The organism is Mucilaginibacter sp. P5_A6, from assembly GCF_056400585.1.
This window is the reverse complement of record NZ_JBFUKZ010000036.1, coordinates 1-22498: the sequence shown is the minus strand read 5'-3', so window position 1 is coordinate 22498 and position 22498 is coordinate 1. Positions and strand designations below refer to the sequence as shown.

The window sequence follows — 22498 nt, the reverse complement described above, 5'->3', positions numbered from 1 at the left end:
AAAGACTTTCGTAATTTTCATTTTTCATGTGACTCAGGGACTTCTTTTGATCTTTAGCGTCTCCCGAAGGATTCACCCGATTCAATTTCTGTATTCCTGAAAGGTTGTCAAAGTACGTCGTTCTTGATGATTACAATATAGGGACTAAAAGGCATATTTGTCAAGAAAAAAATAAATTTGTTATTAACATGTTATTAACATTTATTAAAGGATCTATAAACATGCATTAATCATTGATTTACTGCGTATTATATGTAAAAATCAACCAATAAATCAATGTTATCAACATTAAAGTTATTCACATAAATTCATAAAATTAGCCCTGTAGCAAATGAAGAAAATGCGTAAAATTTAAAAAAGCTTAAATTTTGTCGAATAAATCTTTCCAATATCGTTTAGAAAATGAGCCTTCAATAAAGCTTGTTTTTTGCGGCCAGCAATTATTTACACCGATAAAATAATTATCTCAGAACTGCTGATAGCTGCTTATTGTTTATTTACAACAACACTCCATTCGCTGCCGCTACCTATTTTATAAGTATCTGCAAAGCTTCCCTGGTTTAAAGCGAACGATAATTGCATCAAACTGTTCATATAAGCCAGGGGTTTACCTACAGCAACCTCACCGAAGGTATCGCTGTATAGAGCATCACCCTCATACTTCTTTTCCCCGTTCTTATAAATTACCAGGTGTAGCTTATCCCCTACCTTAATATGAAGTTGTTTTACAAGGTCATCGCCAATATTTGTCCATAAGTTACCATATTGAATATCGAGTATATCGATGGTTCCTTTTAGTTTTCCATTTTCCATCACTGCCTTTTGATAGGGAATTTTTACAACCTGTTTTGGTAATACCGGCCCTACCTGCTCAAAAGTGATCACACCGGCGGCCAGGCGGGCTGCTGTATACGCGTAAACATCTCTGCCATGAAAGGTATATGATTTTTCGGACCCTTTACGACGATTAAGTACTTCGTCTATCTGTCTGATCTCGGCTATACCTAAAGATTCGGCCGCAAGCGTTAAGGTACCGTTATCGGGTGTTACAATAAACTGACCGCTGTTGGTTTTCAGCACTACAGATTTACGGCTGGTTCCTACGCCGGGATCGACTACCGAAACAAATACCGTTCCGGCAGGCCAGTAAGCTACTGTTTGATATAATCGGTAAGAGGCCTCCCATATGTTATATGCAGGGATCTCGTGGGTGAGGTCATACAGTTTCAAATCGGCAGATACGCCCGAGGCAACACCTTTCATGGCTGAAACGGCTCCATCTTTAACTCCGAAATCTGATTGAAAAACTACGATTTTGTTTTGAGCATGAGTGTAAAAAGCGATGCTTATAAGCAACAGGATGCTGTAAATTTTTTTATTCATGGGATGAATCTAAAAAACTTTACTATATATTCATAATATTACAAGCCCCCGCAATAACTTTTATAAAAAGCAAAAAAGACCGCCCCAAACGGGAGCGGCCTTCAAACCAAACTAACTACTTTATGAAAACAGTCTTTAATTATTTTACAGCTATTTCTCTTGATTGAAATTTAGCTTCTTCCTTTTTAGTGATGGTCAATTTTAATATTCCGTCGGTATAATCAGCCTCAATTTTTGAATGATCGGCACTTTCCGGTAAAGTAAATGATCTGCTGAACGACTTGTAGCTATATTCGCGTTTGCTGAATTTTTTACCTTCTTCAACGTTTTCAGTTTTCTTTTCGGATGAAACGGTCAATATGTTTTTATCCAGGTTAATCTTAAAATCCTCTTTTTTTAAGCCCGGCGCAGCCAATTCAACTTGAAACTCATTTTCTGTTTCTGCAATGTTAACAGCAGGAACGCGAGCTACTAATTTCTCGCCAAGAAATGAATCATTCAAAATCGAGTCGAATACATCATTAAAGAATGGACCCCTTGCGTTATTTTTTAATCCGTTGTTAAATTTTACTAATGTCATTTTAAATATCTCCTTAAGTTTTTGTTTTTGTTAACTTCGTAACGTATTAATCAACTGTTATACCAACAGATAAAACAGATAAATTGCACGACAACTTGTCGTAATTAACGAATTTATACAGACAAATTGACATAAATGGCTGAAAAACTTACTGATTACAAATTCAGAACAGACATACCCATCCGTTTTTCGGATATAGATTCCCTGGGGCATGTTAATAATGCGGTGTATTTAACTTACTTCGAAATTGCCCGCACCAACTATTGGAAAGATGCTATCGGCTGGGATTGGAATAATGTCGGCATCATCATCGGCCGCTCAGAGATCAACTATCTTAAACAAATTACCGTTCAGGATAAAATAGCCTGTTATGTGCGCACTATACGCATAGGCAACAGCAGCTTTGATGTAATGCATGTATTGGTGAAAATCACCCCACAGGGCGAAGAGATTGTTACAACCGGCAAAACGGTTTGCATTAGCTATGATTACGCGGCCAACAAATCGGTATCCATCCCGTCCGATGAACGCCGAAGTATGATTGCATATGATGAGCCAAGGTTGATATTGAATACGAATTAGATGTGCAGATTTCAAATGTGCAGATATGCAGATGAATTAATACATAGCCAAGAACTTAAACTGATCAAATCATCTGAAATCTGCATTTCTGGACATTAAAATAGCCGAGATTGATATTGAATACTAATTAAATGTGCAGATATGCAGATGAATTAATATATAGTCAAGAACTTTAAACTGATCAATCATCTGCACATCTGAAATCTGCATATCTGCACATTAAAATATCTTTCCCGGATTCAATATCCCATTGGGATCAAATACATTCTTAATGCCCCGCCACAAAGCGAAATGGGTTTCTGAATATTTTATCGGCATAAATTCCCTTTGCACCAGGCCAATACCGTGTTCGCCGGAAAGGGTGCCCCCTAAACTTACCGTGAGTTCAAAGATTTCTTTTATACCTGATTTAAGTTTGCTACCCCAGTCTTCATCGCTCATGTTAGCTTTGATTATATTTACATGCAGGTTACCATCGCCCGCATGACCATAACATACCGATTCAAAGCCATATTTAATACCTGTTTCTTTTATTCCTTTTATTAATTGCGGCAATGCAGCCCGCGGTACAACGGTATCTTCTTCTTTATAAACCGAATTAGATTTTACCGACACCCCCATGGTACTGCGCATACGCCATAACTCTTCTTTTTGTGCAGATGAATCGGCAAAAAGTACATCTTTACAGTTGTGAGCCTCTAAAACTGCGTTGATCTTTTCGCAATCGGCAAATATCACATCCTGGTTATTGCCATCAACTTCAATCAGCAAAAAGGCCTGAATATCATCCTGCAGGTTAAAAGCAATATCGTTATACTCCTTAACCCACTCTACCCCCCTGCGTTCCATAAACTCAAGGGCCGATGGCGTGATACCAGCCCTAAAAATAGCTGATACAGCGGTACAGGCATCTTCGTTGGTAGCAAAAGAAGCCAGCATCAACGCATCCAGTGTTGGCAGTGGAATTAGCTTTACCACAATTTTGGTGATGATGCCCAGCGTACCTTCCGAGCCTATGAACAATTGGGTAAGGTTATAACCGGATGCATATTTTAGCGTATTGGCCCCGGTCCAGATAATCTCGCCCGATGGAAGTACTACCTGCAGGTTTAGGATATATTCGCGTATGGTGCCATACTTTACAACCCTGGGGCCGCCAGATCCGTGGGATACATTGCCGCCAATAAAACAACTACCCTTGCTGGCCGGATCTACAGGATAAAACAGCCCCTTTGCAGCAACCTGGTTCATAAATTCTTCGGTAACAACGCCTGGTTCAACAGTAGCCTGCAGGTTTTGCTCGTCTATCTCCAGTACTTTATTAAAGCGCTCCATCGCAATCATTAAACCGCCTTTTACAGGTAAAGCCCCACCGCTTAAGCCAGTACCGGCGCCACGTGGTGTAATTGGGATATGGTTTTCATTACAAAGTTTCATTAATGCAGAAACCTGCTCCGGCGTTTGAGGTTTTACAGCAACCTCGGGGTAATAAACCAGGTCTTCAGTTTCATCGTGACTGTATTTTTCCAGGTCAGCCTGTTGAGTTATAACAGCATCGGCGCCGACAATAGTTTTAATGGCCGCTAATATTGGCAAAGAAATTTTATTGTATTCCATATTACCGTTTGCTGTAATTTATAGTAACTGCAGAATGGCTAACCCTACCCAATAATGGTGGATTTAATTTTTTTATAGTTACAGAGATAGTTTCTACATAAGGATATTTCTTTTGGATTCTTTCCATTATAGCCTGCCCCACTGTTTCAATCAGTTTGCGTGGATATTTCATTTCTTCGCAGGCTATGTAATATACCTTTTCATAATCAACCGTATGCTTAAGTTCATCTGCTGCAGGATCTGTTTGGGGTACAAAACCCACCTCAATATCTACCAAAAACCGGCAGCCTATTTTCTGTTCTTCCGGATAAAATCCATGGTATGCAAAAAACTCTGCACCCTGTAAGGCAATAGTTATCATGTTTCAAAAGTAGCGGTTTTGATTGGGTTATCAAGTTTCATCCAACCATTCCTGGTGCTATTTAGCTAAAGAAAAGAGAATAGCAACAATACTTTTAAACCCCTTCCGCCACAGTTATTTGGAATACCAGGTATTTTTCAAAAAAAATAATAAACACAAAAACTATGTTTAAACAATTTAAACATAGTTTTTGATATAAAGTGGCTTCTGGTATCCAAAAACAGCTATTTTGATTGGTTTAAGTCAACATTAAATGATATATATTTGCCCACCAAGTATAAAGTTATGGCTAAAACAGACCTGTACGAATCGCCCGATTATTATCAATTAGATGAATTACTTACCGATGAACATAAGTTGATCCGCTCATCGGTACGCGACTGGGTGAAGAAAGAATTGAGCCCTATAATTGAGGATTACGCCCAAAAGGCAGAGTTCCCGATGCAGCTGGTAAAAGGACTGGCCGGCATTGGTGCATTTGGGCCGACTATACCAGTTGAGTATGGCGGCGCAGGATTGGATTATATGGCCTATGGAATAATTATGCAGGAAATTGAGCGGGGAGATTCGGGAATCCGCTCGGCATCATCTGTACAAGGTTCACTGGTGATGTACCCTATTTATGCTTACGGCTCTGAAGAGCAACGTAAAAAATATCTACCCAAACTGGCATCCGGGGAAATAATGGGCTGCTTTGGCCTTACCGAGCCTGATCATGGTTCAAACCCGGGTGGCATGACCACTAATATTAAAGACGCGGGTGATCATTATATATTGAACGGTGCCAAGATGTGGATCTCCAACGCACCATTTGCCGATATTGCTATTGTTTGGGCAAGGGATGAAAATAAAAAAGTACGCGGATTAATTGTTGAACGCGGCATGGAAGGGTTTGCCACCCCTACTACACATAATAAATGGTCGTTAAGGGCATCTGCCACCGGCGAATTGGTTTTTGATAATGTTAAAGTTCCAAAAGCAAATGTTTTACCCAATGTTACAGGCTTAAAAGGTCCACTTGGCTGCCTTAACCAGGCGCGTTACGGAATAGCATGGGGTGCCCTTGGCGCAGCTATGGATTGCTATGATACAGCCCTGCGTTATGCTAAACAGCGGGTTCAATTTGGTAAGCCAATAGCCGCTTTTCAATTACAACAAAAAAAACTGGCCGAAATGATTACCGAGATTACCAAGGCTCAGTTATTGGTTTGGCGTTTAGGGGTGCTTAAAAACGAAAACCGGGCAACTGCCGCACAAATATCAATGGCCAAGCGCAACAGCGTTGAAACCGCCATTAACATAGCACGGGAAGCCAGGCAAATACTGGGAGGTATGGGTATTACCGGTGAATACCCGATTATGAGGCATATGATGAATTTAGAATCGGTAATTACCTATGAGGGTACACATGATATTCACTTATTGATTACCGGGATGGACATTACAGGAGAGGATGCCTTTAAGTAAAAAGGCTACTACACTTTAGTTTTTGCTTCCAAAGTAAGTTCTTTTTCTTTCCTGGTCTCTCTTAAAAACCTGGCAAACCACTTTCCGGATAATTTTATAGTACGTTTTTGCGTTTCATGGTCAACATGAATTAAGCCAAAACGGGGGTGGTATCCTTCTGCCCACTCAAAGTTATCAGTTAACGTCCAAACAAAATAGCCATTAACATTACTGCCCTCATTCTTTGCCTTTAAAACCTGATCCAGGTAATCCTTTAAATATTGCAAACGCTTGGGGTCATATACCTCATCATCAGTTACTTCATCGGGGAATGCCGAACCATTCTCGGTTATAATAATGTTTTTTACCTTTGGATAGGCATCAAACTTTTTTATCATGTGGTAAATAGATGGTGGATGTACCTCCCAGCGCATAGCAGTTAATTCAACCTTACGATCTTCGGCCTTAACAATACGGGCGCTTATATATGGAGTAAAAAATGAATATTTAACAATTTCACGCGTATAATTCTGTACGCCTATAAAATCGAAATCAAAATGCATGTTATCCTCATCGCCTGGCAAAATGTATTTTTGCAGGTTTTTTAACACCGGCAGATCTTTAACCGGGTAGCCCATACCTAAAAGCGGTTCAATAAATAAACGGTTTATTAAAGCATCGGTCCTAACGGCCGCAGCAACATCCCGTGGCTTATCAGTTAATGCTTCAATTTGCGAACAGGAAAACGTGTTTCCAATTTGTACTTCGGGTAATAACCTGCGTAAAATTCTGGCACCGGCTGCAATACTTAAAACAACGTGATGTATGGTCGGCAAAAAATTCTTCATACCGGTACGCCCCGGTGCATGAATGCCAAAAAAGTAGCCGGCACCTGTAAAAACCATAGGTTCGTTCATAACCATCCAGTTTTTCACACGGTCGCCAAAGCTGTTTGCGCAAAGGGTAACAAACTCACTAAACCATTTGATAACTTCGCGGTTAGTCCAGCCGCCTTTTTGCTCAAGCGCATGCGGCAAATCCCAATGGTAAATAGTTACCCATGGTTCTATTCCTTGTTCAAGGCAATAATTTATAACGCGGTTATAATAATCAATTCCAGCCTGGTTTATTTGACCGGTACCATTGGGCAGCACACGGGCCCAGGATATAGAGAAACGAAAATTTGGTATGTTAAGTTGTTTAACAAGGTCGATATCCTCTTCATAACGATTATAAAAATCGCAGGCAGTACGGGCATGGTCTGCATTTAAAATTTTACCTTTTTTGGTAGTAAAGTCATCCCACACAGATTCGCCCTTACCATCGGCATCATGAGCCCCCTCAATCTGAAAGGCGGCAGTTGAAACACCCCAGGCGAAATCGGAGCCGAAAGATTCTCTGTTCAAAGATACGTACTGATGTGTAGATTTCATTAAATGGACAACAAGGGTCCAAAATTGCAATAATATTTACGAAAGCAGGGTATAAAATTCAAAATATTAATGTATGAAAGACGATTTCACACTCCTTAACATTATCCACTCGCGTAAACCGCTAATAAGATTTGAAAAAATGCTGAAGATTTTCATGTCGTTGTTTTTTAATTAATTAAAGGTACCGTACCGATGTGATTTAATTGTAACAACTATATTATCAAATCATTAAATGAAGTAAACGTGAATTTTACGAATGGGATCCGAATTTTCACAAATCTGGTTTCTCAAATAATTCGTGGAATTCGTTTTAATTCGTGAAATTAGTGTCCATACATTATTGTTTATGAAAAGCTATTTTATAAAAATGTTCAATTACGCCCAGTTTGCTAATCGTGCTTTATTAAAAGCAATTACAGAAGCCGACAATACCAGGGGGGCTATAAAATTGATGGCGCATTTGCTTGCCGCCGAACACCGCTGGCTGGACAGGATAAATGAAGTAGAACCTTATCCCAATGCCGAATTATGGCCGAAGGATTTTACCATTGAGCATTGCATTCACCTGGTAAATGAATATCATGAAGAGTGGCTGGGTTTTTTGGAGCGAATTACCGAAGCAGATTTGAACAAAGTTATCATTTACCAAAACGCCCTGGGCGGTAACCAAACTTCGGTAAGCGACATTCTAACACATGTAATAAATCATGGCACACATACGCGGGCGCAGGCCGGCCAGCAATTGAAGCTTACCGGCACCGAAACCTTGCCCATTACCGATTATGTTTATTATTTAAGGCAACTAAATAGCTAACATTAATAGGTTTATTTACAATATTTGCCAATACAAAACGCGACCATGAAAAAATATATTGGGATTGTATTAAGCCTTACCATTTTACTGGGATGTGCCGATAATAAAAAGCAGGAAAAATTATTATTAGATAGTGTGATTGCCGTGCATGACAAGGTGATGGCTAATGACGAACACTTGATGAAAAATAAAATGCTGCTTGATAGCATGGTTAAAAATATACCCGACATTAAAGAATCGGCAAAAGGCTGCCTTAAATTGGTTGATGATGCCGATAGCGCCATGAGCAATTGGATGCATAAATTTGATGTAGAGAACAAAGGTAAATCGCACCAGGAAATCATTGATTACCTCGGCGATCAAAAAAAGAAAATCTCAGCTATCGATACCCAGATCAACAATGCTATCATCGAATCGGACAAATATTTAAATCAAAATAAAAAATAAATGCGCAAGTTATTTTTGGGCATTATCGTATTATCGGTTTTGAATGCCTGTAACAACAAACAAAGCAAACTTCCTATTTTAGGCAACCGCGAGCCTGTTACCAAAACGGTAAATGGCAAATCGGTTGTTGATACTGCATACGCAACTATACCCGATTTTAAGTTTGTTAACCAATACGCAGATACGATAACTGCTAAAAACCTTGATGGCAAAATTTATGTTGCCGACTTTTTCTTTACCACCTGCCCTTCTATTTGCCCGGTAATGCACCGTAATATGCTTAACGTGTATAAGGAGTTTAAGGATGATGGAGACTTTCGCATTATATCGCATACTATCGACCCTAAATATGACACCATACCGGTATTAAAGCGTTATGCCGATAAAATGGGCATAACCGGAAATTGCTGGTGGCTTTTGCACGGCAACAAAGGTGACACCTATAATATTGCCAAAAGCTACCTGCAAACCGTACAGGAAAAAAATCCGGCAGGGCAATTCATCCACGATGGCTTTTTTATACTGATAGATAAACAAAAACGCATCCGGGGAACCTATGAAGGTACCGACCCCAAAGAAGTGGATAAATTAATTGCCGACATAAAAATCCTAAAGGCCGAACCTGAGCAGGCAGCTACCAAATGAAATTAAAGCTGATAAGTGGTATTTTTTTACTTTTAACCGTGTTGGTTGTTTCCTGCCAAAGCGATGAGCAGGTTGAATTTTATCGTTATTATTCCGGCGGAAGTGCTATTTATCAAACTCATTGTCAAAACTGTCATGGTTCAAAAGGGGAAGGCTTGCAGGCACTGATTCCGCCACTTACCGATGTTGCTTATCTTAAAAATAATAAAGCTTTATTAGCCTGTTTCGTTAAAAATGGGCTTAAAGGTAAGATTGTTATAAACGGTCGTGAGTTTGAAGGTGAGATGCCGGCTGATGACCTCGCCCCTATTGAAATTGCAAAAGTACTAACTTACGTTACCAACTCATTTGGTAACAAAATGACAACAATTACCTTGCAAACGGTTGAAAGTGATCTGAAAAAATGCCGGTGATCGGGCTGGGGTTGAGTCTAAGCCTTGATTTTCATAACAAAACATCCACACTACGCTCCACATAACCGTAACCCCAACTCAAACAAATTTTCTTACCTTTACTTTCGCAAAACGTTCTATCGCTGCTAACTTGTTTAGCGGAGGAAAGTCCGGGCAACACAGAGCATCCTGCTTCCTAACGGGAAGGCGTCGGCAGCCGACGACAGCAAAGTGCCACAGAAATAATACCGCCCCGGTTTTTGACCGGGGTAAGGGTGAAAACGTGAGGTAAGAGCTCACGGCATAACCGGGCGACCGGGGATGACGGTAAACCTCAGGAGTTGAAAAACCAAATAGGTCTTGAAAGCGGAGCTGCTCGCTCCCGTGTCCCGACTTGTCGGGACCGTTAAGATGGGTAGGTTGTTTAAACCTGTCAGCAATGGCAGGGCCAGATTAATGATAGAAGTTGCCCCTCCGGGCAATACAGAACCCGGCTTACTGATTTGCTGCTGATAAAATGCCCCTTTCCTGGAAACAGGAAGGGGTTATTTTTGTTAAAAGCAAAAGTGTTTATTTTTCTATACAAATCTTATATATTAGCACCAAGTACATTACTACCTATTACATATATAAAACATGGCAAAAATTTTAATTATAGATGATGAACGGGCAATTCGCAGCACTTTGCGCGAAATCCTGGAATATGAGGATTACGAAGTTGAGGATGTAGATAACGGTGTAGATGGTTTACAACTGATAGAGAAAAAGGATTTTGACCTGATACTTTGCGATATAAAAATGAATCGCATGGATGGTATGGAAGTGTTAACCGAGGGTTTGGCACTGAAACCTGACTTGCCTTTTATCATGATAAGCGGCCATGGCACTGTTGAAACAGCTGTTGAAGCCAGCAGAAAAGGTGCTTTTGATTTTATATCGAAACCACCGGATTTAAACCGCCTGCTCATTACGGTTCGTAACGCTCTTGACAGGGGAAGCCTGGTAGTTGAAGCTAAGGTATTAAAACGTAAAGTATCTAAGGTTCGCCCTATTTTAGGTAACTCACAGGCTATTCAAAAAATAAAAGAAACTATCGAGCGTGTAGCCCCAACAGATGCGCGTGTTCTTGTTACCGGAGCAAATGGTAGCGGCAAAGAGTTGGTTGCACGTTGGCTGCACGAAAAGTCGCACCGGGCAAATGCACCTATAATTGAGGTTAATTGTGCTGCTATCCCATCAGAATTAATTGAGAGCGAATTGTTCGGACACGAGAAAGGCTCGTTTACATCTGCTATCAAACAACGCATAGGTAAATTTGAATCGGCAAACGGCGGTACACTTTTCCTTGATGAAATTGGCGATATGAGCCAATCGGCCCAGGCCAAAGTATTACGGGCTTTGCAGGAAAGTAAAATTACCCGCGTTGGCGGCGAAAAAGAAATTGATGTTGATGTACGCGTTATAGCGGCTACAAACAAAGACCTGTTAAAGGAGATTGAAGCAGGTAATTTCCGTATGGACCTCTACCACCGCTTAAGTGTTATATTAATTCATGTACCACCATTGGTTGATCGTAAAGATGATATAGGTTTGCTTACACAAAGCTTCCTGGATGAGATTTGTAATGAATACGGGATGCCGGTAAAAAAAATCTCAGATTCGGCACTTGAAGCCCTTAAAGCTTTACCGTGGACGGGCAACATTCGTGAGTTAAGAAACATGGTAGAACGTTTAATTATTTTAAGCGATAAAACCATAACCGATAATGATGTGCGGGCATTTGCCAATCCGTCTACCCCGGCCACAACCGTCGCAGGCAATAATACGGCCCCTCAAACAGATTTTGATCAGTTCAATAATTTTCAGGAGTATAAGGATTTTGCTGAACGTGAGTACATCAAATTCAAGCTGGAAAAAAACAACTGGAACGTATCAAAAACTGCAGATGATATAGATATTCAACGCAGTCACCTTTATAGCAAAATCGAAAAATTTGGTTTAAAAAGAGGGGAATAAATTTTGGTATTGTATTTTAAGCGATTTGCAAAAGCAGATCGCTTTTTTGTTTACAACAAAATGGTTATTATTGTGGAAACCGTATCATAAATTATGAAAATTTTTTATTCAGCATTAATTTGTGTTTTCATTTTATCGTCCTGCACCCAAAAGGAAATCAAACACGATCAGCCACTTGTTGGTACCTGGCACTTAGTATCAAGCAAAAGCATTGCTAAAGGCGATACTGTTGTAACAACGCCATCTAAAGATGAAGAAATGGTTAAAATTTTCAACGGCACCAATTTTGCATTCTTTACACATGATTTGGTACATGGCAAAACCACCAAACCAGTTTACAGCTCAGGTAGTGGTACTTATACTTTATCGGGAAGCAACTACCAGGAACATTTAGCATATTGTGATGCCCGCGAATGGGAAAACAGGGATTTTAAATTCACCGTGCAATTTAAAAATGACACACTTGTGCAAAGTGGTATAGAAAAGATTGACAGCCTGAAAATTGACCATGAAATTATTGAAACCTATGTTAAGGTAAAGTAATATCATATAGTATTTATCAGTTTGCTTAAATATTGGAGATTACTTCCTGATATTATATTCATTCTGACTTGAATTGACTTTGTATTATATTTGTTTATAACATCGCGAAGCTTAAGCTCAAAATTGACAAGAAAGAAAAATATGTTTTATCATTTTAAATTCTTTACTGTTATAATTATAGCAATTACAGGCATGTTTTTTAATGACTGCCGGCAAGATAAAGCAAAATCCAATACAAACGGTATAATGGATACTACAACTGTAGACAGCGCTGCGCTTAATAGTGTTATCCTTGCAAACCCTACCCCATTAAAAAACATGTTTGGTGTAAATTCTTATGAATGGAATTTCCTTCAGGATCCGGCTAATGTGAACCTTAAAAGCACCATTTATGAAGCGAATATGTCTGTTATTAAGTCGTTTAGTGCCGTTAGGCATTACATGAACTGGAACAAGCTGGAAAACAGTAAAGGAGATTATACATTTAACCCTACCAATAACGGCGGCTGGGATTATGATCTTATCTATACACGCTGCAAAAAGGAAGGTATTTTGGTTTTAGCGGATATGAAAAACTGCCCCACCTGGCTGGTAAGCACCTATCCGCCAAATATGCTGGATAATGAAAATGTGCCGATACCTTACGGGCAGGACAAAAGTGATCCTGCATCGTATATTGACCAGGGGCGGGCCGCTTTTCAGTTTGCCGCAAGGTATGGGTACAATACGGCCGTTGCCCCGGAATTGGTTAAAGTAAACCCTATCCCCCGCTGGATAAACGACCCACCCAACGTTATTAAAATAGGATTGGGCTTAATAAAATACATTGAATGTGGCAATGAGTGGGATAAATGGTGGAAAGGCCCTGCAACTAAGCAAACTCCCGAAGAGTATGCAGCCAATCTATCGGCTTTTTACGATGGTGATAAAGGCAGGTTAGGCAATAACGTAGGTGTAAAAACCGCAGACCCTGGCATACAGGTGGTAATAGGCGGCCTTGCAACCTGCAACGTTGATTTTGTAAAAAGGATAATAGAATGGTGTAAAACAAATAGGGGATATAATGCCGATGGAAGTATTAATTTATGTTTTGACGTGATCAACTATCACTTTTATAATAATGATGGTAATATTTTAACGCATAAAGGCGCTAAAACGGGTATAGCACCCGAGTTATCCATGGCGGGTTCTGTAGCAGGCTCCTTTGTTAAACTTGCTTATTCGCTACAAAAGCCTCCCGAAGTTTGGGTAACCGAAACTGGCTATGATATTAACCAGCATAGTTACCAAAAAGCAACACCAATTGGTAATAAAACGGTTTTAGAAACGCAGGCCGACTGGATACTAAGAACATCATTACTATACATCAGGCTTGGAATTAAAAGAGTATTTTACTATCAGCTATTAGATGATACCCCAAATGCAAATGTACAGTATGCAACATCGGGTCTTGCAGAGGATGGAAAACGCAGACCTGCGGCTGATTATATTTTACAAACCAATAAACTAATGGGCAGTTACACTTATCGGTCAACCATTAATACCGATCCCCTGGTGGATAAATATATTTCAGGTTCAAAAAAAATGTATGTGTTAACCATACCCGACCAAAAAAACCGCACGGCAACTTATGTTCTTGACCTCGGTACCGCCAAAGCCAATATTTATACTTTAAAAGCAGGATCTGATAAGGCTGCAATAACTACCGTTAATACTGTTGCCGGTAAATTGTCTGTAAATGTTACAGAAACCCCCGTTTTTGTTGAAGGTGTAGCACAATAAAATTATTAAACAAACGCCGACAAAGTAGTACGCACCTGATTCGTATAACTATCTCCAAAAAGGTTTACATGCAATAATAATGGGTACAGGTTCCAGATCTTAAGCCGTTGCTTCCAGCCTTTTTGCAATGGAAAAGTGCTATCATAGGCTTCATAAAAAACTGCATCAAAACCTCCAAACAAGGTGGTCATGGCAATATCAAACTCCCTGTTACAATAGCAAACTGCGGGATCGATAAGGTAAGGACGTTCATTTGTATCAATTAAATAATTGCCGCTCCAGAGATCGCCATGTACTAAAGCAGGTGATTCTTCATTAAAAAGACCGGGAAGTTTTTGATATAGTTTTTCAAATGATTGTATGTCATTCCCGTTTAATTGCTGTTTTTCAAAGGCAATTTTTATCATGGGCTTAAGTCGTTCCTCAACAAAAAAAGTGGCCCAGGAGCTATGCTTCGTATTGCTTTGCGTTAACGATCCCATGTAATTATTGGTAGTAAAACCAAAATATTCCCAGGTATGCCTATGCATTTGGGCCAACTGTTCTCCTGATTTTTGAGATGATTTGCGGGTGCCGAGGCCCGGTTCTATCCATTGCATTACTAAATAGCTCTCCGCCTCTGTTTCGCCCTGTAGTATTACATCGGGTACAGCAATGCTTTGGGTTGATCTGATAGCAGCCAATCCCTCCTGCTCAAGTTTAAACATACCAGGATAATCACGTAAGCTATTAACCTTTAAAAGGAACCTTTCTGTTGCTGTTTGCATGCGATAAACTTTGTTAATACTCCCACCACTCACCGGTATCACTTTTAATATACTGGTACCCAGTTTAGTTTCAATATCATGAATCATTTTATTCGCGATGGGCATTTTATTCAAATGATTAATTTACAAACCCAATAGTTAATTTATTAGCCTTATACAATTATCGGTTTAAAAAGTTATTTTTGCGGTTCAATGGAGCATATTCGTAATTTTTGTATCATCGCACATATCGACCACGGCAAGAGCACACTTGCCGATAGGTTATTAGAATACACTAACACTATAACCCAACGCGAATCGCAGGCGCAATTGCTTGACGATATGGACCTGGAACGCGAGCGGGGCATCACCATAAAAAGCCACGCCATACAAATGGATTATGAGCTTGATGGTCAAAAATATATCCTCAACCTAATAGATACACCAGGACACGTAGATTTTTCGTACGAAGTTTCGCGCTCAATAGCGGCCTGTGAAGGGGCGTTACTTATTGTTGATGCTGCGCAGGGAATACAGGCGCAAACCATATCCAACCTGTACCTGGCTTTGGAGAATGACCTGGAAATTATCCCGGTACTTAATAAAATGGACTTACCCGGCGCTATGCCCGAGGAAGTTAAAGACCAGATAGTTGAACTGATTGGTTGCAAACGTGAAGAAATTCTTGCCGCATCCGGTAAAACAGGAATGGGTGTTCACGATATTTTGCGAGCAATTGTTGAAAGGGTACCTGCTCCTGTTGGTGACCCTGAAGCACCTTTACAGGCTCTGATTTTTGATTCGGTTTATAACTCCTTCCGAGGCATTGTGGCTTACTTTAAAGTGGTAAACGGCGAGATCCGTAAAAATGATAAAGTAAAATTCTTTGCTACCGAAAAGCAATATATAGCCGATGAGGTTGGCACATTAAAGTTAAAGCAATCGCCCCGCGATGTAATCAAAACGGGAGATGTGGGGTATATAATATCGGGTATCAAAGAAGCGCGTGAGGTGAAAGTGGGTGATACAATTACCCGTGTTGACCGTCCGTGCGAAAGCGGCATCCAGGGTTTTGAAGAAGTAAAGCCGATGGTATTTGCCGGTATTTACCCTGTTGATACCGATGAATACGAAGAACTACGCGAATCGATGGCCAAACTGCAACTGAATGATGCCTCGCTGGTTTTTGAGCCGGAGTCATCAGCAGCATTGGGGTTTGGTTTCCGTTGCGGATTTTTGGGCATGCTGCACATGGAGATCATCCAGGAGCGATTGGAGCGTGAGTTTGATATGACAGTGATCACCACTGTTCCCAACGTATCCTACATCGCTTATACAACCAAAGGCGAACCAATCATCGTAAATAATCCATCAGATCTGCCTGATCCAAGTAAAATAGATTTTGTTGAGGAGCCCTATATTAAGGCAACTATCATTACCAAATCTGATTATGTTGGGCCGGTAATGTCGCTTTGTATCCAAAAACGTGGTTCTATAGTCAACCAGTCGTACCTGACTTCCGATCGTGTGGAACTGGTATTTGAACTGCCAATGGGCGAGATCGTATTTGATTTTTATGATAAGCTAAAAACTATTTCAAAGGGGTATGCATCATTTGACTATCACCAGATAGGTTACCGCCAGTCGGACCTGGTACGTTTGGATATCCGTTTAAATGCCGAGCCTGTTGATGCATTATCATCATTGATATTCAGGGGAAACTCCTATGATTTTGGTAAAAAGATCTGTGAAAAACTGAAGGAGCTCATTCCCCGCCAGCAATTTGAGATCATCATACAGGCTTCCATAGGCGCCAAGATCATCGCCCGCGAAACAGTTAAAGCCTTGCGTAAAGATGTTACCGCCAAATGTTATGGCGGTGATATTTCCCGTAAACGTAAACTATTGGAAAAACAGAAAAAAGGTAAAAAACGCATGCGCCAGGTTGGTAACGTAGAGATACCACAATCGGCGTTTATGGCGGTTTTGAAATTAGATTAAGCCCCCCAGCCCCCTGAAGGGGGAGCTTTTTGATAAGCAAGGTTGGCTGATAATATAAATTATACACTATCGTTCCCCCTTTAGGGGGTTAGGGGGCTATATGCAATTACTCGACGGAAAATACGTATCAGAAAAACTTAAGATTGAAATAGCCGAAGCGGCGGCTAAAATATTGGCAGAAACCGGCAGACAGCCGCATTTGGTGGCAGTTTTGGTGGGCCATGACGGCGGAAGCGAAACTTATGTGGCCAGCAAGATTAAAAATTGCGAAAAGGTAGGTTTTAAATCGACCCTGGTTCGCTTTGAAGATACGGTTACCGAAGATGAACTACTAAAAAAAGTAGAAGAATTGAATGCCGACAGCGATATCGACGGTATTATTGTACAACTCCCCTTACCCAAACACATCGACCCTGAAAAGGTAACTGAGCGTATCGACCACCGCAAAGATGTGGATGGCTTTCACCCGGTAAATTTAGGGCGCATGCAACGCAATCTGCCCTCATTTATACCAGCTACGCCCTATGGTATCACCTTGATGCTTAAGGAATATGGCATTGATACCGTTGGCAAGCATTGTGTAGTAGTTGGCAGGAGCAATATTGTAGGCTCACCCATGAGTATCTTAATGGCCCGTAATACAACACCGGGTAACTGTACAGTTACCATTTGCCACAGCCGTACACCCGATATTAAAAAATTCACGTTAGATGCAGATATCCTGATTGTAGCTATAGGTAAAAAGAATTTCATTACTGCCGATATGGTTAAAGATGGTGTGGTAGTTATAGATGTAGGTATGAACCGTGAAACATCCGCCCTAACAAAATCTGGCTTTAAGCTGTACGGAGATGTTGATTTTGAAAATGTGGCGCCCAAAGCCTCATGGATAACCCCGGTACCGGGTGGTGTAGGCCTGATGACCATTATTGGCTTATTGAAGAATACTTTGGCTTCGGCAAATAAAGAGGTGTATAGTTAAGCTGAGGATTGATTGGGTTGCCTGATTGAATATCCTAACCCAATCAACAACAATTATTTAAATGCCTGCTTTATTTTGTCCCAAACGGAACTGATGCAAACATAAATATCATTATCCCTGATATCAACCTCATAAGTTTCTACAAAATCATTCTGCCCTTCCCCTCCTTTTCCGGTGGTCAAATTGTAAGTGTAACGATGATAAGGACAAACAATTTTCCCTTTAACGCATAACCCTTCACTCAGGTCAAAACCAGCATGCGGACAAGTAGCCGCTATTGCATATATTTCGCCCTCAAAACCAACAAGGCATATGTTTTTTCTGCCTGCCTGTACTTTTTTAATGAAGGGTTTGTTTATGTCTTTTATGTCTGGGATTTTATACCACTTCATCTATTAAAAATCAATCTTCAGGTTCATAACAGATGGGTTTTTAATCACCTCATCCATATTGGTAACCAGCGTAACACTTCGCCTGTCGGCAGAGAGTATTGCTTTTGAGTTATTGAGTTTTTTTATCGGCTTCGCAAAATTCAGTATAACTTTATAGGGCATATCTATCAGCATAGCTTTGGCCATCATAAAGGTTGATTGTGTTTTCTTTAAAAACGCGTTGAACTTAGCTTTATCAATTATCCGGTAAAATTTATGTGGGGTTATTTCGTACGAATAATAATCCTGCCCTACTACCATCTGTTTAGCATCAAGGGCCTTATTTGTTTTAGGATTGTTTGAAAAAGCACTGATCTGACTGTTAAGTGCAATCTTCGACACATTTTGAAGATAATATTTAAGATCGGCTGCATTTTTTGCAGTGTGATTAATTGCTACTTTCATGATACTCTTTTTCAGGTTCATATGCACCGTCAAATCACTGCTTTTTGCCAGCTCTATTTCGGCAGCGTTCATTTTGTGCTGTGTGCTATCGGGCATGGCACTATAAAAATTGAGCGTAGTATCCTTAACCAAACTAAACTGGGGTGTTTCCTTTACCGAATCGGACACAAGATTTACCAAAACAGAAACCGCTTTGCTCATATCAAACCCATATGCCACAACACAACTGCCATCGCTTTTAAAGTTATAACGCTCCTCAATGTCAACACAGGAACTTAAACATAGCACGGCAAAAAAAATAATCGGAAGGTAAAGTTTTTTCATTGCGCTAAATGATTTTAAAAGTTAGTTAAGGTTTCATGACGCTAATTTACAATTCAAAACCTATTATTCACACAGTTACAGACACTTAAATATAAATTATTGCTAATAATTAAACAATGATAGCCAAAAGACCAAAATGTTTAAACGTTTTACGCTGTGTTTACCATTCAACTTTATGCTTTCGGCTTATTTAGGTACTTTTGCAAAATATTATGGCACACCAAATTCCAGACGATGGCACGCTGCTTCCTTTAATGGAAGAATTTTACACGATACAGGGCGAAGGATATAATACAGGTAAAGCTGCATATTTTATACGCCTGGGCGGATGCGATGTAGGCTGCCACTGGTGCGACGTAAAAGAAAGCTGGGATGCAGAACTGCATCCGCTTACCGCATCCGATACGATAGTGACCAACGCTGCTAAACATCCGTCAAAAGCTGTTGTAGTTACCGGCGGCGAACCACTGATATATAATCTTGATTATTTAACCACTCAACTGCATGAACGCGGTATAAAAACCTTTATTGAAACTTCAGGTGCCTATCCCTTGTCTGGTGATTGGGACTGGATCTGCCTTTCTCCAAAAAAATTCAAAGCACCCATACCTCACGTAGCCGAAAATGCGCATGAACTAAAGGTGATCGTATTCAATAAATCGGATTTTGTTTGGGCAGAATATCATGCCAAAATGGTCTCTCCTGATTGTAAGTTGTATTTACAGCCCGAATGGTCGAAGTCGAAAGAAATGACCCCGCTTATAGTTGATTATGTAATGAATAACCCGCAGTGGGAAATATCATTGCAAACGCATAAATATTTGAATATTCCGTAATATTTGTAACTTACGTTATAAATTATTGTACCAAAACGGATGAGAATTTTAATTGTCTCGGCCTTGTTATTTTTCCTTTCTGTTACTGCATGGTCTCAGCAGAGGCAGTACTCTACTAAAAATAGTGATGCCATAAAGTATTTTTCCATTGCCAACCAAAATCTTGATGAGCATGTTTACGATGAGGCGATTGAAAATCTTCAAAAAGCTATAAGTGAAGATTCAAAATTCATTGAAGCACATGCACTATTAGGCGATGTTTTGCGAATGCGGCACCTGTATAAACAAGCTATCGTACAATACCTTAAAGTAATTGAGATTAATCCTGGTTTTAACAGATCTGTCTACCTCAAAATAGGCGAGACAGAGATTTATGAAGCTAAATATCCACAGGCTCAGCAACATCTTGAAAAATACCTTACTTACCCGGATATTACACCACAAAATAACGCGTTAGCTCAAAAACTGCTGGCTGATGCAAAGTTTAGTATCGAGGCCATACAACACCCTGTAGCTTTTAAGCCTGTTAATATGGGGGCTAATATTAACACCGCTAATGACGAATACCTGCCGGTTGCAACAGCGGATGAAGGCATGCTGATATTTACCAGGAAGATTAACAATAATGAAGATTTTTACAAAAGCCTGAAAGCTAATGGCAAATGGGATACAGCTACTTACCTTAGCGATCAGATAAATACGGATAGATATAACGAAGGTGCACAATCTATATCGCAGGATGGTAAATTTTTGTTTTTTACCGGATGCAACCGTCCCGATGGTCGTGGCCGTTGCGATATTTATATAGCACAAAAAAAAGGTGATGACTGGGGTAAACCCTTTGATTTAAATAGCCCGGTAAATACTTCGGGGTGGGAATCGCAGCCATCTATAAGTGCCGACGGGCGTACACTTTACTTTGTAAGTAATAAAAAAGGCGGATATGGGGGCTATGACATTTGGAGATCAACCTTAACCGATAAAGGCTGGGGCGAACCCGAAAATCTGGGGCCCAATATTAATACCGCTTACGATGAACAGTCGCCATTTATTCATGCGGATGATAGTACACTTTATTTTGGCTCAAACGGCTGGCCCGGATTGGGCAATAAAGATCTTTTTGTAAGTCGTTTGGGTAAAGATGGGAAATGGCAAAAGCCGGCGAATCTTGGCTATCCCATTAACACTAATGGTGATGAGAATGGGCTAACACTTACTGCCTATGGAAATTACGCCTTTTTTGCCTCAGATAACCTGAATGGTTATGGGGGATATGACATTTATACATTTGAATTGCCTGCAAATTTAAGACCGCACATTGTAACTTACGTAAAAGGGAATGTAAACGACGCTAAAACCAAAGAACCGCTGGAGGCGGCCGTTGAGATCATTGATCTGCAAAGTAACCTTCCTGTTTACCAGGACTATAGTAGTATAGATGAAGGTGACTTTTTGGCAACTCTCACTTCGGGCAAAAACTATGGCTTAAATATCTCAAAGAGCGGGTATCTGTTTTACTCCGAAAATTTTTCATTGATAGGATATAAAGAGCAGAAACCTTTTCATATCAAAGCCTTGCTATCTCCTATTGAGGTTGGCAACAAAGTAATATTAAAGAACATCTTTTTCGATACCAACAAATTCGACCTGCAGGACGAGTCGAAAGCCGAATTAACTAAGCTGATAGAGTTTTTAAATGTAAACCCAACGGTACGTGTCGAGATATCCGGGCACACGGATAACGTAGGCGCCATTCAGTTTAACCAAACACTGTCCGAAAACAGGGCCAGGTCGGTTTATCGGTACCTGGTAGCTAACGGCATAGCAGCAGGCCGTCTTGTTTTTAAAGGATATGGTGAAACGCAGCCTATTGCACCAAATACCACCGATGAAGGAAAGGCATTGAACAGGAGAACAGAGTTTATGATCATAGCGAAATAAATAATCAATTCGCATGAATTTTGGGAAAGGCCTTATACTAACAATCCCCAACTTACAGAACATTTCTGYGGGTTGGGGACTGCTACATATGTGGGTGGAGAGAAATTAAATATCGATACCTTAATTTCCCATTTCTGATAGGAATTTTATCCTCATCAATTGTACTTCTTCGCGGGTATAGTCATCATTACCTAATTCGGCAAGGGCGTCATCAATAGAATCAGCTTCGGCCGTACGGAAATAATCAAACACCTCTTCCTGCTTATCCTCATCTATCACCTCATCAATATAATAATTAAGGTTAAGTTTGGTTCCTGAGTTAACGATGGTTTCAACCTCCTTCAGGATCTCCTCATAGGTAAGTCCTTTTGAAGCAGCAATATCATCCAGGTTTAAATGGCGATCTATATTCTGGATAATAAAAACCTTTAGCGCCGATTTGTTAGCGGCACTTTTGATCACCATATCAACCGGACGGTCGATATCATTGTCTTCCACATATTTCTGAATCAGATCTGTAAATGGTTTACCAAATTTAAGGGCCTTGCCTGCACCCACTCCCGAGATCTGTTTTAGCTCTTCGGTGTTGATTGGGTAATGCGTGCACATTTCTTCCAATGATGGATCCTGGAAGATAACGAATGGTGGTAATCCTTTTTGCTTTGCCAGCTTTTTACGCAGGTCTTTCAGCATTTGCAGCAACTGGGTATCCAGGGCGCCTCCGCCTTGTTTAGGGCCGTCAGCGTCATCATCGTCATCAGTGCCCTCAATGATGTGGTTCATCACAAAAC

The 22498-nt window shown here is 40.3% G+C and carries 22 protein-coding genes and 1 other RNA gene; 14 read left to right on the top strand and 9 right to left on the bottom strand.

Annotated elements, in window-relative coordinates; genetic code table 11:
• Nucleotides 1-486: 486 nt before the first annotated feature.
• A complete protein-coding gene (locus AC1DO4_RS26050; protein WP_477420691.1) occupies nucleotides 487-1383 on the bottom strand; it encodes an SAM hydrolase/SAM-dependent halogenase family protein in 897 nt (298 codons plus the stop codon).
• A gap of 139 nt (nucleotides 1384-1522) precedes the next feature.
• Nucleotides 1523-1963 (bottom strand): Hsp20/alpha crystallin family protein, encoded by a 441-nt coding sequence (locus AC1DO4_RS26045; protein ID WP_477420690.1) that lies wholly within the window; start codon nucleotides 1961-1963, stop codon nucleotides 1523-1525.
• Between the two features lie 135 nt (nucleotides 1964-2098).
• On the opposite strand from AC1DO4_RS26045, the gene AC1DO4_RS26040 reads away from it, so the two are divergent.
• Nucleotides 2099-2545 (top strand): acyl-CoA thioesterase, encoded by a 447-nt coding sequence (locus AC1DO4_RS26040; protein WP_477420689.1) that lies wholly within the window; start codon nucleotides 2099-2101, stop codon nucleotides 2543-2545.
• A gap of 219 nt (nucleotides 2546-2764) precedes the next feature.
• Here the strand turns inward: AC1DO4_RS26040 and AC1DO4_RS26035 are convergent, their stop codons facing one another.
• Both AC1DO4_RS26035 and folB read right to left on the bottom strand, forming a co-directional pair.
• Entirely contained in the window at nucleotides 2765-4162 is a 1398-nt protein-coding gene (locus tag AC1DO4_RS26035) for an FAD-binding oxidoreductase (RefSeq protein ID WP_477420688.1), read from the bottom strand.
• 1 nt (nucleotide 4163) lies between these two features.
• Nucleotides 4164-4523 (bottom strand): dihydroneopterin aldolase, encoded by a 360-nt coding sequence (gene folB, locus AC1DO4_RS26030; protein ID WP_477420687.1) that lies wholly within the window; start codon nucleotides 4521-4523, stop codon nucleotides 4164-4166.
• Nucleotides 4524-4808: 285 nt separating this feature from the next.
• Between folB and AC1DO4_RS26025 the strand changes: the two genes are divergently transcribed.
• Nucleotides 4809-5990, top strand: coding sequence for an acyl-CoA dehydrogenase family protein (locus AC1DO4_RS26025; protein WP_477420686.1), 1182 nt, complete (start codon nucleotides 4809-4811; stop codon nucleotides 5988-5990).
• Nucleotides 5991-5998: 8 nt separating this feature from the next.
• Here AC1DO4_RS26025 and AC1DO4_RS26020 read toward each other — a convergent pair whose 3' ends face one another.
• A complete protein-coding gene (locus tag AC1DO4_RS26020; RefSeq protein WP_477420685.1) occupies nucleotides 5999-7375 on the bottom strand; it encodes a GH1 family beta-glucosidase in 1377 nt (458 codons plus the stop codon).
• Between the two features lie 373 nt (nucleotides 7376-7748).
• On the opposite strand from AC1DO4_RS26020, the gene AC1DO4_RS26015 reads away from it, so the two are divergent.
• The 8 genes from AC1DO4_RS26015 to AC1DO4_RS25980 all read left to right on the top strand — a co-directional run bounded on the left by AC1DO4_RS26015 (nucleotide 7749) and on the right by AC1DO4_RS25980 (nucleotide 14041).
• Nucleotides 7749-8216, top strand: a complete 468-nt coding sequence (locus AC1DO4_RS26015) for a DinB family protein (protein WP_477420684.1) — start codon at nucleotides 7749-7751, stop codon at nucleotides 8214-8216.
• Between the two features lie 45 nt (nucleotides 8217-8261).
• A complete protein-coding gene (locus AC1DO4_RS26010; RefSeq protein WP_477420683.1) occupies nucleotides 8262-8663 on the top strand; it encodes a hypothetical protein in 402 nt (133 codons plus the stop codon).
• Nucleotides 8664-9308, top strand: a complete 645-nt coding sequence (locus tag AC1DO4_RS26005) for an SCO family protein (protein WP_477420682.1) — start codon at nucleotides 8664-8666, stop codon at nucleotides 9306-9308.
• Nucleotides 9305-9721: a c-type cytochrome gene (locus AC1DO4_RS26000; RefSeq protein ID WP_477420681.1), complete on the top strand. Its 417-nt coding sequence runs from the start codon at nucleotides 9305-9307 to the stop codon at nucleotides 9719-9721. The genes AC1DO4_RS26005 and AC1DO4_RS26000 overlap by 4 nt, the downstream gene beginning before the upstream one ends.
• A 103-nt stretch (nucleotides 9722-9824) precedes the next feature.
• An RNA gene (gene rnpB, locus AC1DO4_RS25995) (RNase P RNA component class A) lies at nucleotides 9825-10214 on the top strand.
• Nucleotides 10215-10336: 122 nt separating this feature from the next.
• Nucleotides 10337-11716, top strand: a complete 1380-nt coding sequence (locus tag AC1DO4_RS25990) for a sigma-54-dependent transcriptional regulator (RefSeq protein ID WP_477420680.1) — start codon at nucleotides 10337-10339, stop codon at nucleotides 11714-11716.
• A gap of 93 nt (nucleotides 11717-11809) precedes the next feature.
• The gene (locus AC1DO4_RS25985; protein WP_477420679.1) at nucleotides 11810-12259 is read left to right on the top strand and encodes a lipocalin family protein; all 450 of its coding nucleotides are present in this window, start codon (nucleotides 11810-11812) and stop codon (nucleotides 12257-12259) included.
• A gap of 246 nt (nucleotides 12260-12505) precedes the next feature.
• The gene (locus AC1DO4_RS25980) at nucleotides 12506-14041 is read left to right on the top strand and encodes a hypothetical protein (protein WP_477420678.1); all 1536 of its coding nucleotides are present in this window, start codon (nucleotides 12506-12508) and stop codon (nucleotides 14039-14041) included.
• Nucleotides 14042-14046: 5 nt separating this feature from the next.
• On the opposite strand, the gene AC1DO4_RS25975 is transcribed toward AC1DO4_RS25980, so the two are convergent.
• Nucleotides 14047-14913, bottom strand: coding sequence for a fructosamine kinase family protein (locus tag AC1DO4_RS25975; RefSeq protein ID WP_477420677.1), 867 nt, complete (start codon nucleotides 14911-14913; stop codon nucleotides 14047-14049).
• 87 nt (nucleotides 14914-15000) lie between these two features.
• Between AC1DO4_RS25975 and lepA the strand changes: the two genes are divergently transcribed.
• The gene (gene lepA / locus AC1DO4_RS25970) at nucleotides 15001-16788 is read left to right on the top strand and encodes a translation elongation factor 4 (protein ID WP_477420676.1); all 1788 of its coding nucleotides are present in this window, start codon (nucleotides 15001-15003) and stop codon (nucleotides 16786-16788) included.
• Between the two features lie 100 nt (nucleotides 16789-16888).
• The gene (locus tag AC1DO4_RS25965; RefSeq protein ID WP_477420675.1) at nucleotides 16889-17770 is read left to right on the top strand and encodes a bifunctional 5,10-methylenetetrahydrofolate dehydrogenase/5,10-methenyltetrahydrofolate cyclohydrolase; all 882 of its coding nucleotides are present in this window, start codon (nucleotides 16889-16891) and stop codon (nucleotides 17768-17770) included.
• A 53-nt stretch (nucleotides 17771-17823) separates the two neighbouring features.
• On the opposite strand, the gene AC1DO4_RS25960 is transcribed toward AC1DO4_RS25965, so the two are convergent.
• Together AC1DO4_RS25960 and AC1DO4_RS25955 are read right to left on the bottom strand one after the other, a co-directional pair.
• Complete coding sequence (locus AC1DO4_RS25960; protein ID WP_477420674.1) at nucleotides 17824-18162, bottom strand: Rieske (2Fe-2S) protein; 339 nt, start codon at nucleotides 18160-18162, stop codon at nucleotides 17824-17826.
• Between the two features lie 3 nt (nucleotides 18163-18165).
• The gene (locus tag AC1DO4_RS25955) at nucleotides 18166-18930 is read right to left on the bottom strand and encodes a hypothetical protein (protein WP_477420673.1); all 765 of its coding nucleotides are present in this window, start codon (nucleotides 18928-18930) and stop codon (nucleotides 18166-18168) included.
• Between the two features lie 212 nt (nucleotides 18931-19142).
• Here AC1DO4_RS25955 and AC1DO4_RS25950 point away from each other — a divergent pair, with 212 nt between their 5' ends.
• Nucleotides 19143-19766: a 7-carboxy-7-deazaguanine synthase QueE gene (locus AC1DO4_RS25950; RefSeq protein ID WP_477406967.1), complete on the top strand. Its 624-nt coding sequence runs from the start codon at nucleotides 19143-19145 to the stop codon at nucleotides 19764-19766.
• A gap of 39 nt (nucleotides 19767-19805) precedes the next feature.
• Nucleotides 19806-21707 carry an OmpA family protein gene (locus AC1DO4_RS25945; RefSeq protein WP_477420672.1) on the top strand — a complete coding sequence of 634 codons (1902 nt, stop codon included), beginning with the start codon at nucleotides 19806-19808 and terminating at the stop codon, nucleotides 21705-21707.
• A 120-nt stretch (nucleotides 21708-21827) separates the two neighbouring features.
• On the opposite strand, the gene AC1DO4_RS25940 is transcribed toward AC1DO4_RS25945, so the two are convergent.
• Nucleotides 21828-22498 (bottom strand): HRDC domain-containing protein (locus AC1DO4_RS25940; RefSeq protein WP_477420671.1); only part of this gene is annotated, 671 nt, incomplete at its 5' end.

Excerpts from the sequence above, each read along its gene's own strand:
- AC1DO4_RS26050 (WP_477420691.1), bottom strand. The coding sequence starts at position 1,383 with ATGAATAAAAAAATTTACAGCATCCTGTTGCTTATAAGCATCGCTTTT.
- AC1DO4_RS26045 (WP_477420690.1), bottom strand. The coding sequence starts at position 1,963 with ATGACATTAGTAAAATTTAACAACGGATTAAAAAATAACGCAAGGGGT.
- AC1DO4_RS26040 (WP_477420689.1), top strand. The coding sequence starts at position 2,099 with ATGGCTGAAAAACTTACTGATTACAAATTCAGAACAGACATACCCATC.
- AC1DO4_RS26035 (WP_477420688.1), bottom strand. The coding sequence starts at position 4,162 with ATGGAATACAATAAAATTTCTTTGCCAATATTAGCGGCCATTAAAACT.
- folB (WP_477420687.1), bottom strand. The coding sequence starts at position 4,523 with ATGATAACTATTGCCTTACAGGGTGCAGAGTTTTTTGCATACCATGGA.
- AC1DO4_RS26025 (WP_477420686.1), top strand. The coding sequence starts at position 4,809 with ATGGCTAAAACAGACCTGTACGAATCGCCCGATTATTATCAATTAGAT.
- AC1DO4_RS26015 (WP_477420684.1), top strand. The coding sequence starts at position 7,749 with ATGAAAAGCTATTTTATAAAAATGTTCAATTACGCCCAGTTTGCTAAT.
- AC1DO4_RS26010 (WP_477420683.1), top strand. The coding sequence starts at position 8,262 with ATGAAAAAATATATTGGGATTGTATTAAGCCTTACCATTTTACTGGGA.
- AC1DO4_RS26005 (WP_477420682.1), top strand. The coding sequence starts at position 8,664 with ATGCGCAAGTTATTTTTGGGCATTATCGTATTATCGGTTTTGAATGCC.
- AC1DO4_RS26000 (WP_477420681.1), top strand. The coding sequence starts at position 9,305 with ATGAAATTAAAGCTGATAAGTGGTATTTTTTTACTTTTAACCGTGTTG.
- AC1DO4_RS25990 (WP_477420680.1), top strand. The coding sequence starts at position 10,337 with ATGGCAAAAATTTTAATTATAGATGATGAACGGGCAATTCGCAGCACT.
- AC1DO4_RS25985 (WP_477420679.1), top strand. The coding sequence starts at position 11,810 with ATGAAAATTTTTTATTCAGCATTAATTTGTGTTTTCATTTTATCGTCC.
- AC1DO4_RS25980 (WP_477420678.1), top strand. The coding sequence starts at position 12,506 with ATGGATACTACAACTGTAGACAGCGCTGCGCTTAATAGTGTTATCCTT.
- AC1DO4_RS25975 (WP_477420677.1), bottom strand. The coding sequence starts at position 14,913 with ATGCCCATCGCGAATAAAATGATTCATGATATTGAAACTAAACTGGGT.
- lepA (WP_477420676.1), top strand. The coding sequence starts at position 15,001 with ATGGAGCATATTCGTAATTTTTGTATCATCGCACATATCGACCACGGC.
- AC1DO4_RS25965 (WP_477420675.1), top strand. The coding sequence starts at position 16,889 with ATGCAATTACTCGACGGAAAATACGTATCAGAAAAACTTAAGATTGAA.
- AC1DO4_RS25960 (WP_477420674.1), bottom strand. The coding sequence starts at position 18,162 with ATGAAGTGGTATAAAATCCCAGACATAAAAGACATAAACAAACCCTTC.
- AC1DO4_RS25955 (WP_477420673.1), bottom strand. The coding sequence starts at position 18,930 with ATGAAAAAACTTTACCTTCCGATTATTTTTTTTGCCGTGCTATGTTTA.
- AC1DO4_RS25950 (WP_477406967.1), top strand. The coding sequence starts at position 19,143 with ATGGCACACCAAATTCCAGACGATGGCACGCTGCTTCCTTTAATGGAA.
- AC1DO4_RS25945 (WP_477420672.1), top strand. The coding sequence starts at position 19,806 with ATGAGAATTTTAATTGTCTCGGCCTTGTTATTTTTCCTTTCTGTTACT.